This is a genomic window from Bacillus sp. TSO22 (assembly GCF_020223595.1).
Taxonomy (GTDB): domain Bacteria; phylum Bacillota; class Bacilli; order Bacillales; family Bacillaceae; genus Bacillus; species Bacillus inaquosorum.
In genome coordinates, this window is the sequence record NZ_JAHAWO010000011.1 from 303,934 (window position 1) to 314,424 (window position 10,491).

Below are 10,491 nucleotides of genomic sequence, written 5' to 3' on the forward strand. Positions count from 1 at the left end.
ACATGAGTATTGTTGAACATCTGGAACAGCTGCTGGAGTATGGCCTGGAACGAAAACTGATTTCGATCTGGGATCGGGAATATACAAGAAACCGTCTTTATGAAGCGTTAGACATCAAGCACCCCGAGCAGGTCTCCCACACATGCATCAAGCAGGCACAAAGCCTGCCGGACTTACTTGATCCTATTTACAAATGGGCTGCGGAAACCGGCCGTATGGAAGCGGATACAGACACATACCGTGACTTGCTCAGCGCAAAGCTGATGGGATGTTTCGTACCTGCTCCGTCTGAGGTCATTCGCAAATTTGAAGAGACAAAAGCTTTATACGGCCCAAAACAGGCGACAAAGGAATTCTATCAATATGCAGAGGATGTCTACTATATTCGGTCTGACAGAATCGCCAAAAATGTTCATTGGACGGTGCCGACTGAATATGGCGAGCTGGAAATGACTATTAATCTATCAAAGCCCGAAAAGGACCCAAAAGCGATTGCGGCTGCAAAAGAGCAGGTGCAGACAAATTATCCGAAGTGTTTGCTGTGTAAAGAAAATGTCGGGTTTGAGGGAAGCGTGAATCATCCAGCCCGCCAAAATCACAGAATCATTCCGGTTATTCTTAAAGAAGAAGAATGGTATTTGCAGTTCTCGCCATACGTCTATTATCCAGAGCATTGCATCGTCTTAAAAGGTGAACATGAACCGATGGAGATCAGCAGAAAAACATTTGAAAGGCTGCTGTCATTTCTCGGGCAATATCCGCATTATTTTATCGGTTCAAATGCGGATCTGCCAATTGTCGGCGGCAGCATCCTAAGCCATGACCATTTCCAAGGCGGGGCGCACGATTTTCCGATGGCGCGTGCAGAAGCGGAAGATGTATATGAATTAAATGATCATCCAGGCGTGTCGCTGGGCTTAGTGAAGTGGCCGATGTCCGTGCTCAGGCTCCAAGGAGACAAACCGGATCAAGTCGCCGAAGCTGCTGATCATATATTCCGCACGTGGCAAGCGTATTCCGATGAAAAGGCCGACATAGCCGCCTATACAGGTGATACGCCCCATAATACGGTTACGCCGATTGCACGGCGCAGGGGAGACTTGTATGAACTCGATATCGTGCTGAGAAACAATCGGACGGATGGGGAGCATCCATTAGGAATATTTCATCCTCATCAGGAAGTTCACCATATTAAAAAAGAAAATATCGGCCTGATTGAGGTCATGGGATTGGCGATATTGCCGGGCCGTTTACAGGAAGAAATGAAAGAAACGGCAGCGGCGCTTTGCTCTGCTAATCCGAAATCAGCTTTAGAACAAAATCCGCTCACAGCAAAACATAAGGAGTGGGCTCTTCGGATTACGGAAAAAAGAACGATAACAAAAGAAAATGCCGATCTAGTCATAAAAGAAGAGCTTGGACATGTATTCGCGCGCATTCTTGAACACGCCGGTGTATTTAAACAGACAACGGAAGGAAAACAGGCCTTCAGCAGGTTTATCGACCATTTAGGAGTCAAACCAGTCAAAAGCCTCAACCGCTAGGGTTGAGGCTTTTTCGATTTTCAGGCAAAGCAAACGCCCAAAGCACTGACGCTTCGGGCGCTGTCACTCTTATCCTCTTTTTCTGGCTAACAGGCTTACTAGAAATACAACAATGGCTGCGCCGATCACCGCAGGAATAATAGCAAATCCGGCTAGGTTCGGCCCCCATGTTCCAAGCAGCCCGTGTCCGATCCAGGCGCCGATAAGGCCTGCGATCATTGACCCGATAATTCCTCCAGGCATATCTCCTTTTACAAACAGGCTGCCAAGCCATCCGATAATAATAGCGACGATAAGTGAAATAATAAAACTCATCATGCAACACATCCTATTTTATATTTATTTGCTTATATCATTCCTCTATTTTGTATAAGATAAACAATTGGATGCGCTAATAAAAAGTTGGAACAGTTCAGAGCATATCGCCGCTCTAATGAGCCTTTTCTTTCAATATTGGTTGCGTTAAAATGGTAATCGTGTGAAAAGATGCTAGGCAAGGAAAAATTAATTCCTTTCTAGAAAGTTTAACAAAATGAAATTTTTGATTGACCTAGGTTTTTTAATGTGGTAAACCTTTATTTGTCAGAATTAGTTCTTCATCATCTTTCTTTACTTATATGCGGAAATAACTAGAAACTTTTCATCTTAAGCGATAGATGTGAATAAAGTTGGAGCAATTTTTGTCGATTTTATGACATTTAAGCGAAATTGGGATGAAGTTTATAAAAAAATAAAGCTAATAAGTGAACTTTTTGATAGCATAACAAAGTAGAGAAAAGATTTTGAGGAAGTATGCACTTCAGATTTATTACATCAATAGGAAGGATGGTGATCTTCTTGTTCAGAGCATTAAAACCGTTACTTGTATTTGCGCTGTTAACTGTGGTTTTCGTCCTTGGGGGATGCAGCAATGCCTCAGTACTAGATCCGAAAGGGCCTGTGGCTGATCAGCAAAGTGATTTAATCCTGTTATCTATCGGATTTATGCTGTTTATCGTCGGGGTCGTCTTTGTTCTATTTACCATTATTTTAGTAAAATACCGCGACCGTAAAGGCAAAGATAATGGATCTTATAACCCAGAAATTCACGGTAACACGTTCTTAGAAGTAGTCTGGACAGTGATCCCAATTTTAATCGTCATTGCACTTTCTGTGCCAACCGTACAGACGATATATTCGTTAGAAAAAGCTCCTGAAGCAACAAAGGATAAAGAGCCTCTTGTTGTTTACGCTACTTCGGTAGACTGGAAATGGGTATTCAGCTACCCTGAACAGGATATTGAAACGGTCAACTACTTAAACATTCCTGTCGACCGCCCAATCTTGTTTAAAATCTCATCTGCAGATTCAATGGCTTCGCTATGGATTCCTCAGCTTGGAGGACAAAAGTACGCGATGGCAGGAATGCTGATGGATCAATACTTACAGGCTGATGAAGTGGGAACTTATGAAGGCCGCAACGCGAACTTCACAGGCGAACATTTTGCCGACCAAGAGTTTGATGTGAATGCTGTAACAGAAAAAGACTTTAACAGCTGGGTGAAAAAGACTCAAAACGAGGCTCCTAAGCTGACAAAAGAGAAGTATGATCAATTAATGCTTCCTGAAAATGTGGACGAATTAACGTTCTCTTCTACTCACTTAAAATACGTTGACCACGGACAAGACGCAGAGTACGCGATGGAGGCCCGCAAACGCCTTGGCTACCAAGCTGTTTCACCGCACTCTAAAACAGATCCGTTTGAAAACGTAAAGGAAAATGAATTTAAGAAGTCTGATGATACAGAAGAATGATATTGATCAGGAAAGGAGGAAGCCCGCATGAAATTCAAATGGGATGAATTTTTCGTAACAGGTGACCCATTAATTCTGGGCGCACAAGTTTCCATCGCACTATCTACCATTGCCATCATTTTTGTACTGACCTACTTCAAGAAATGGAAATGGCTCTGGTCTGAATGGATAACAACTGTTGACCATAAAAAACTCGGAATCATGTATATTATATCTGCTGTAATTATGTTATTCCGCGGCGGTGTCGACGGTCTGATGATGCGTGCCCAGCTAGCGCTTCCGAATAACAGTTTTTTAGACTCAAACCACTATAATGAAATCTTTACAACTCACGGTACGATCATGATCATCTTCATGGCGATGCCGTTCCTAATCGGTCTTATCAACGTTGTTGTACCTCTTCAAATCGGTGCTCGCGACGTTGCGTTCCCTTACTTGAACAACCTGAGCTTCTGGACGTTCTTCGTAGGGGCGATGCTTTTCAATATTTCTTTCGTTATCGGAGGTTCTCCGAACGCAGGCTGGACAAGTTACATGCCGCTTGCAAGTAACGATATGAGCCCTGGACCGGGTGAGAACTACTACCTCCTCGGACTTCAGATTGCCGGTATCGGTACCCTGATGACAGGGATCAACTTTATGGTAACAATCTTAAAAATGAGAACAAAAGGCATGACATTAATGCGTATGCCAATGTTCACATGGACAACACTGATCACAATGGTTATTATCGTGTTTGCGTTCCCTGTACTTACAGTAGCTTTAGCACTTTTATCATTTGATCGTTTGTTCGGTGCTCACTTTTTCACATTGGAAGCAGGCGGTATGCCGATGCTTTGGGCGAACCTGTTCTGGATTTGGGGACATCCTGAAGTATATATCGTTATTCTTCCGGCATTCGGTATTTTCTCTGAGATTATCTCAAGCTTTGCAAGAAAACAATTGTTTGGTTACACAGCGATGGTTGGTTCTATTATCGCCATCTCCGTATTGAGTTTCCTAGTTTGGACTCACCACTTCTTCACAATGGGGAACAGTGCGTCCGTTAACTCTTTCTTCTCAATTACGACAATGGCCATCTCGATTCCGACCGGGGTTAAAATCTTTAACTGGCTCTTTACCATGTATAAAGGCCGAATCAGCTTTACAACGCCTATGCTGTGGGCGCTTGCATTCATTCCTAACTTCGTTATCGGCGGGGTTACAGGGGTTATGCTTGCGATGGCAGCAGCGGATTATCAATACCATAATACGTACTTCCTTGTATCTCACTTCCACTATGTGCTGATCGCAGGTACTGTATTTGCTTGTTTCGCCGGATTTATTTTCTGGTATCCAAAAATGTTCGGCCACAAGCTGAACGAAAGAATCGGAAAATGGTTCTTCTGGATCTTTATGATCGGGTTCAATATTTGTTTCTTCCCGCAATATTTCTTGGGGCTTCAAGGCATGCCTCGCCGTATTTACACATACGGACCGAATGACGGCTGGACAACATTGAACTTTATTTCAACTGTCGGAGCTTTCATGATGGGTGTAGGATTCTTAATCCTTTGCTATAACATCTACTACAGCTTCCGCTACTCTACTCGTGAAATCAGCGGAGATTCATGGGGTGTGGGACGCAGTCTTGATTGGGCGACTTCTTCTGCGATTCCGCCGCATTACAACTTTGCGGTGCTTCCTGAAGTCAAATCTAAAGATGCATTCCATCACATGAAAGAAGAAAAAACTGAGTTATACCCTGAAAGCAAATTCAAGAAAATCCATATGCCAAGCAACTCAGGCAGACCGTTCTTTATGTCTGTTGCCTTCGGTATCGCCGGCTTTGGACTTGTCTTTGAATGGTACTGGATGGGCGTAGTCGGATTGATCGGAGTCCTGCTCTGCATGGTTCTGCGTTCATTCGAATACGACAACGGCTACTACATTAGTGTTGATGAAATAAAAGAGACGGAAAGAAAGATTTCCGAATAAGGAGGCGTGAGTTATGGAACATGCAGAACACGGCAATTCTAACGCGCCTATGGAATATCAATCTGAAACCGGCAGACTTAATATTCTCGGGTTTTGGATCTTTTTAGGGGCAGAAATTGTGTTGTTCTCAACACTATTTGCAACCTTCTTCGTTCTTCAAAACAGAACAGCAGGAGGTGTCTTACCGGACGAACTGTTTGAAGTGAATCTGGTAATGATTATGACGTTCTTGCTGCTTATCAGCAGCTTTACCTGCGGGATCGCTGTTCATGAAATGCGCCGCGGAAGTTTAAAAGGCGTAGTCATTTGGACAATTATCACTCTTCTTCTTGGCGCCGGCTTCGTCGGTTGCGAGATCAACGAGTTTGTCCACTATGTACATGAAGGAGCATCTCTCGGTACAAGTGCGTTCTGGTCTGGATTCTTTGTTTTACTTGGAACTCACGGAACTCACGTAACAATCGGTATTTTCTGGATCATAGGAATTCTGATACAGTTGAAGAAACGCGGCTTAACTCCGCAAACTTCATCTAAAATCTTTATCTCAAGCTTGTACTGGCACTTCTTAGATGTTGTATGGATTTTCATCTTTACAGGTGTCTATCTCATGGGATTGGGGGGTCTGTAAAATGGCAAACAAATCTGCTGAACACAGTCACTTTCCATGGAAGCACATTGTAGGTTTTGCACTGTCTATCGTTTTGACCCTGCTGGCTCTATGGGTTGCAGTGTATACTGACCTAAGCTCATCAGCAAAACTTTGGATCATTTTCGGCTTCGCCTTCATTCAGGCGGCGCTGCAGCTTCTCATGTTCATGCACATGACAGAGAGCGAAAACGGCAGTATCCAAGTCGGTAACACGCTGTTCGGATTCTTCGGCGCGATCGTTATCGTGCTTGGATCCATCTGGATTTTTGCGGCTCACTATCACCATGGTGACCATATGGACGGAAATCCTCCTGGAGGCGCTAAGCACTCAGAGCATTCAGGCCACAACGAATAATACAAAAACCCTCTTCGTTAGAAGAGGGTTTTTTGCTGTCCTCAGCTGCTTCGCTTTCTGCGAAGATACGGAAGACCGTAAATGATAAATGCGGCGATATGAGCGACAATGACGTTGACGGCAAACAAGATAATCATGAGAGTGTGTCCTAGTGGAGAAAGGCTTTCTGTTGCGTAAAAGAAGAAGAATACCCACATTAAGATGATTGGCGGAATAGCTGAGAGTGCGACTTTTTTGTTATCAAGCCAAATAAAGAGAGGCGTTGCGCTGGCAACCAATAAATAAGCAAAAAACATGTCCATCATACCCGTCTCCTTTCATTTTGTGATAGCGTTTACAAAAATGAAATAGAGGAACTGAGTTGTGTCTGTTTTGTGGTTGTTTTGTGAACATTCTGTTACAATTATTATACCATGTTTTCCAGAAATTGATACACGTTTTTGCAGAAATGGTCTGGACCCATCGTCTTATTTTTTAAAACGTATTCTCTAGGAGAATGTATAGACAAGGGCAGAGGTTCTTGCGGATTCTATATAAGGAAACACTATGCTGAATAAGCGATTTGGGTACGAAACACATATTGTATATCAGTTTTTAACCAAACCCTTTATAATGGGGTTTTTTTCATTTTGAAAAGTTTTGTGTCAATCGAAACATTTCGGTTTATGATACGTCATATTTCGTGTAGCTGAAAAAGCGTTGCAAATGCGCAAAAAACATAAAAGGAAACGAGCTTCACGTGTCATCTTGATCGAGGTTCATGTATAATAAACATTAGTGATTTTCCGATGAAAATGTAAGGCGGGATAGAATGGGTCGATATAAGAAACAGCAAAGCCCCTTTTACCAGGGGGATTTGATTTTTATATTTGGTGTGTTTTTTATCATTAGCGTTGTTGCGATTTATGCTGCCGGGCAGTTTGGGCAGTATGGGGGCAATGCCTGGACGAAACAAATTGCTTATTATGTTTTGGGGGCTATCGCGATTTCGGTGCTGCTGTATTTCGATTTAGAGCAGCTTGAAAAACTTAGTTTATATGTATTTTTATTCGGGATTCTGCTTCTCTTGATATTGAGAGTCAGTCCTGAGTCTATTGCACCAGTGAAAAACGGTGCGAAAAGCTGGTTTCAGTTTGGTTCTGTAACGTTACAGCCCTCTGAATTTATGAAAATCGGACTTATGATGATGGTAGCCTCAGTGATTTCAAAGGCCAGTCCTAAAAAAATCCGATCGCTCAGAGACGATGTTCATCTTTTACTGAAGATTGCAGGTGTATCGGTAGTGCCAATCGGACTTATCCTTCTTCAGGATGCTGGTACAGCTGGGATATGTATGTTTATTGTGATTGTCATGATCTTTATGTCAGGCGTAAACTGGAAGCTGATCGCAATCATTGGCGGTTCAGGTATCTTAGTTATTTCTCTTATCTTGTTAGTCATGATTAATTTTCCTGACGCTGCTAAATCAGTGGGGATTCAAGAGTATCAAATTAAGAGGGTTACATCTTGGGTTTCTGATTCAAATGGAACAACTCAGGAAGATGCAAATAGCGGCTGGCAGGTTGATCAGGCTGTCATGGCTATCGGTTCAGGCGGCATTCTCGGAAATGGCGTTCACAATTTGAAGGTGTATGTACCAGAAGGACAGACCGATTTTATCTTTGCCATTTTGGGTGAGAGCTTCGGATTTATAGGGTGTGCGATTGTTGTCATTATGTTCTTCTTCTTAATCTACAGGCTTGTCGTTCTGATTGACAAGATACATCCGTATAACCGTTTCGCATCTTTCTTTTGCGTTGGCTATACGGCGTTAATAGTGATCCACACATTCCAGAATATCGGAATGAACATTGGCATTATGCCTGTTACCGGGATTCCGCTGCTGTTTGTCAGCTACGGAGGAAGCTCGACGCTTGCCACGCTAATCGGTTTCGGGATTGTGTATAATGCGAGTGTCCAGTTGACGAGATACAGAAGTTATTTGTTTAATTCATAAAATGCAGACAGCCTTTAAAGGGCTGTCTTTTTTTGTTGCAGAGCATTTCGCTTTTGAGTTCACATTTTTTCGGATATGATAAAAACAGATAAGGAGGTTCTTGTGATGAATAACACAATCGAAACCATTTTGAATCATCGGTCAATCCGGTCTTTTACTGATCAGCTTTTGACAGCTGAAGAAATTAATACATTAGTGAAAAGTGCGCAGGCTGCGTCAACATCGAGCTATGTGCAGGCATATTCAATTATCGGTGTTTCCGATCCTGAGAAAAAACGTGAGCTGTCTGTGCTTGCCGGAAATCAGCCTTACGTTGAGAACAACGGACACTTTTTTGTATTTTGCGCGGACTTGTACCGCCACCAAAAACTAGCTGAGGAAAAAGGCGAAAATATCTCTGAGCTGCTCGAGAATACGGAAATGTTTATGGTGAGCTTGATTGATGCGGCGCTGGCAGCGCAAAATATGAGCATTGCTGCTGAATCAATGGGGCTTGGCATTTGCTATATCGGCGGCATTCGGAATGAACTGGACAAGGTGACAGAGGTGCTGCAAACGCCTGACCATGTGCTTCCGCTTTTCGGTCTGGCAGTAGGCCATCCTGCCAACCTATCCGGCAAAAAACCGAGATTGCCAAAGCAGGCTGTCTATCATGAGAATACGTATAATGTGAATGCAGACGATTTCCGGGAAACCATGAATGCGTATGATCAAACCATTTCTGATTATTATAGAGAAAGAACAAACGGACAGAGGGAAGAAACGTGGTCTGATCAAATTCTGAACTTTATGAAGCAGAAGCCTCGTACGTATTTAAATGACTATGTCAAAGAAAAAGGATTTAATAAAAACTAAAGCAAACCTCTCCGTTCGGAGGGGTTTTTATGTTTCACGTGTAACATATTCCGACAAATAGAGACATGCTGTCACAAATAAATGACGAATGATCGGGAGACACTGATAAGCAGTATGAGCGGCTTTGGCGAAAAAATAAGGGATCAGTGATACGATGAGGATGAGGTGGTAGGGATGATTTCATTAAGTATATTAGATCAATCTCCAGTATCAGAGGGCAGCAGTGCAGAAACAGCATTACAGCAAACGGTTGCGCTTGCACAGGCTGCTGAGGATTTTGGATATAAGAGATTTTGGGTTTCTGAGCATCACTTTTCAAAGCGGCTGGCAGGGTCAAGCCCAGAGGTGCTGATCAGTCATATAGCGGCAAAAACAAAGCGAATCCGTGTTGGATCAGGGGGAGTCATGCTGCCGCATTACAGCGCTTATAAAGTAGCTGAGAATTTCCGTGTGCTGGAGGGGCTGACACCGGGAAGAATTGATCTTGGGCTTGGCAGAGCACCGGGGGGAATGCCGATTGCATCCTGGGCGCTGAATGACGGAGGGAAGCGCAATGCTGATCAGTATCCGCAGCAAATCAAGGAGCTGACCATGTATCTGCATGATTTGGCGGATGACAAACACCGTTTTCCGAATTTGACGGCTGCGCCGCATATTTCCACCGCGCCGGATGTGTGGCTGCTTGGCTCATCTGGAGAAAGTGCGCTGCTTGCCGCTGAGTCAGGAGCTGGCTATATGTTTGCCCACTTTATCAATGGAGAGGGCGGAGAGGATACGGTCAGACAGTATAAGAGACGATTTAAGCCGTCTGTGTTAGGAGAAACGCCCCGAGCGGCAGTCGCTGTTTTTGTTCTTTGTGCTGACACGGAGGAGAAGGCAGAGGAGCTTGCGGCAGTGCTTGATTTTACGCTTTTGGCAGGGGAGCAGGGCATTCCTTTAGAAGGAGTTCCTTCGTTTGAAGCTGTTCGAGAAAATACGTACTCCCCGTATGAACAAAGACGAATTACTGATAATCGAAATCGAATGATTGTCGGCACGAAAGAACAGGTGAAGGAGCAGTTGTTAGCTTTGAGTAAGGCGTATGGAACAGAGGAAATCATGGCGGTGACCATTACGCATCATTTTGAAGATAAGCTCCATTCTTATCGTTTATTGCAGGAGGCATTTGCGAATTAATCTAAAAAGCCCTGCCGAATGGGACTGACCCCCGTTTTTGAGACAGGGGTCAAAACACCTTTTAAACAGCCAATTGCCGATAGTTTATCGGTGATTGGTTGTTTAGTTTGGTTTGAATACGAATATTGTTATAATAATGAATGTA

General features: G+C 43.5%; 11 protein-coding genes. 8 read left to right on the forward strand and 3 right to left on the reverse strand.

What is annotated here, in order from left to right:
• The first annotated feature begins 2 nt into the window (after nucleotides 1-2).
• Nucleotides 3-1,544, forward strand: a complete 1,542-nt coding sequence (galT, locus tag KHQ79_RS13865; protein WP_225515653.1) for a UDP-glucose--hexose-1-phosphate uridylyltransferase — start codon at nucleotides 3-5, stop codon at nucleotides 1,542-1,544.
• A gap of 69 nt (nucleotides 1,545-1,613) precedes the next feature.
• Here the strand turns inward: galT and KHQ79_RS13870 are convergent, their stop codons facing one another.
• Nucleotides 1,614-1,859 (reverse strand): GlsB/YeaQ/YmgE family stress response membrane protein, encoded by a 246-nt coding sequence (locus tag KHQ79_RS13870; RefSeq protein WP_003222176.1) that lies wholly within the window; start codon nucleotides 1,857-1,859, stop codon nucleotides 1,614-1,616.
• A gap of 513 nt (nucleotides 1,860-2,372) precedes the next feature.
• Between KHQ79_RS13870 and qoxA the strand changes: the two genes are divergently transcribed.
• From qoxA to qoxD, 4 genes are read left to right on the forward strand one after another with little or no spacing between them, the layout of a single operon-like run.
• Nucleotides 2,373-3,338 carry a cytochrome aa3 quinol oxidase subunit II gene (gene qoxA / locus KHQ79_RS13875; RefSeq protein ID WP_080010897.1) on the forward strand — a complete coding sequence of 322 codons (966 nt, stop codon included), beginning with the start codon at nucleotides 2,373-2,375 and terminating at the stop codon, nucleotides 3,336-3,338.
• A gap of 27 nt (nucleotides 3,339-3,365) precedes the next feature.
• Entirely contained in the window at nucleotides 3,366-5,315 is a 1,950-nt protein-coding gene (qoxB, locus tag KHQ79_RS13880; RefSeq protein ID WP_003222173.1) for a cytochrome aa3 quinol oxidase subunit I, read from the forward strand.
• 13 nt (nucleotides 5,316-5,328) lie between these two features.
• Nucleotides 5,329-5,943: a cytochrome aa3 quinol oxidase subunit III gene (qoxC, locus tag KHQ79_RS13885; protein WP_003222171.1), complete on the forward strand. Its 615-nt coding sequence runs from the start codon at nucleotides 5,329-5,331 to the stop codon at nucleotides 5,941-5,943.
• A 1-nt stretch (nucleotide 5,944) separates the two neighbouring features.
• Nucleotides 5,945-6,319 carry a cytochrome aa3 quinol oxidase subunit IV gene (gene qoxD / locus KHQ79_RS13890; protein ID WP_003236029.1) on the forward strand — a complete coding sequence of 125 codons (375 nt, stop codon included), beginning with the start codon at nucleotides 5,945-5,947 and terminating at the stop codon, nucleotides 6,317-6,319.
• 41 nt (nucleotides 6,320-6,360) lie between these two features.
• Here the strand turns inward: qoxD and ywcE are convergent, their stop codons facing one another.
• Nucleotides 6,361-6,624, reverse strand: a complete 264-nt coding sequence (gene ywcE / locus KHQ79_RS13895; RefSeq protein ID WP_003227411.1) for a spore morphogenesis/germination protein YwcE — start codon at nucleotides 6,622-6,624, stop codon at nucleotides 6,361-6,363.
• 506 nt (nucleotides 6,625-7,130) lie between these two features.
• Here ywcE and KHQ79_RS13900 point away from each other — a divergent pair.
• The 3 genes from KHQ79_RS13900 (at nucleotide 7,131) to KHQ79_RS13910 (ending at nucleotide 10,346) form a co-directional block, all read left to right on the forward strand.
• Complete coding sequence (locus KHQ79_RS13900) at nucleotides 7,131-8,315, forward strand: FtsW/RodA/SpoVE family cell cycle protein (protein WP_019259818.1); 1,185 nt, start codon at nucleotides 7,131-7,133, stop codon at nucleotides 8,313-8,315.
• Between the two features lie 105 nt (nucleotides 8,316-8,420).
• Complete coding sequence (gene nfsA / locus KHQ79_RS13905; protein ID WP_225515655.1) at nucleotides 8,421-9,170, forward strand: oxygen-insensitive NADPH nitroreductase; 750 nt, start codon at nucleotides 8,421-8,423, stop codon at nucleotides 9,168-9,170.
• 174 nt (nucleotides 9,171-9,344) lie between these two features.
• Nucleotides 9,345-10,346 carry an LLM class flavin-dependent oxidoreductase gene (locus KHQ79_RS13910; RefSeq protein WP_225515657.1) on the forward strand — a complete coding sequence of 334 codons (1,002 nt, stop codon included), beginning with the start codon at nucleotides 9,345-9,347 and terminating at the stop codon, nucleotides 10,344-10,346.
• Between the two features lie 61 nt (nucleotides 10,347-10,407).
• Here the strand turns inward: KHQ79_RS13910 and KHQ79_RS13915 are convergent.
• A partial coding sequence (locus tag KHQ79_RS13915) for an IS3 family transposase (RefSeq protein ID WP_131121716.1) occupies nucleotides 10,408-10,491 on the reverse strand: 84 nt, incomplete at its 5' end.

Coding starts and splice junctions, on each gene's coding strand:
- galT (WP_225515653.1), top strand. CDS start 3: ATGAGTATTGTTGAACATCTGGAACAGCTGCTGGAGTATGGCCTGGAA.
- KHQ79_RS13870 (WP_003222176.1), bottom strand. CDS start 1,859: ATGAGTTTTATTATTTCACTTATCGTCGCTATTATTATCGGATGGCTT.
- qoxB (WP_003222173.1), top strand. CDS start 3,366: ATGAAATTCAAATGGGATGAATTTTTCGTAACAGGTGACCCATTAATT.
- qoxC (WP_003222171.1), top strand. CDS start 5,329: ATGGAACATGCAGAACACGGCAATTCTAACGCGCCTATGGAATATCAA.
- qoxD (WP_003236029.1), top strand. CDS start 5,945: ATGGCAAACAAATCTGCTGAACACAGTCACTTTCCATGGAAGCACATT.
- ywcE (WP_003227411.1), bottom strand. CDS start 6,624: ATGATGGACATGTTTTTTGCTTATTTATTGGTTGCCAGCGCAACGCCT.
- KHQ79_RS13900 (WP_019259818.1), top strand. CDS start 7,131: ATGGGTCGATATAAGAAACAGCAAAGCCCCTTTTACCAGGGGGATTTG.
- nfsA (WP_225515655.1), top strand. CDS start 8,421: ATGAATAACACAATCGAAACCATTTTGAATCATCGGTCAATCCGGTCT.
- KHQ79_RS13910 (WP_225515657.1), top strand. CDS start 9,345: ATGATTTCATTAAGTATATTAGATCAATCTCCAGTATCAGAGGGCAGC.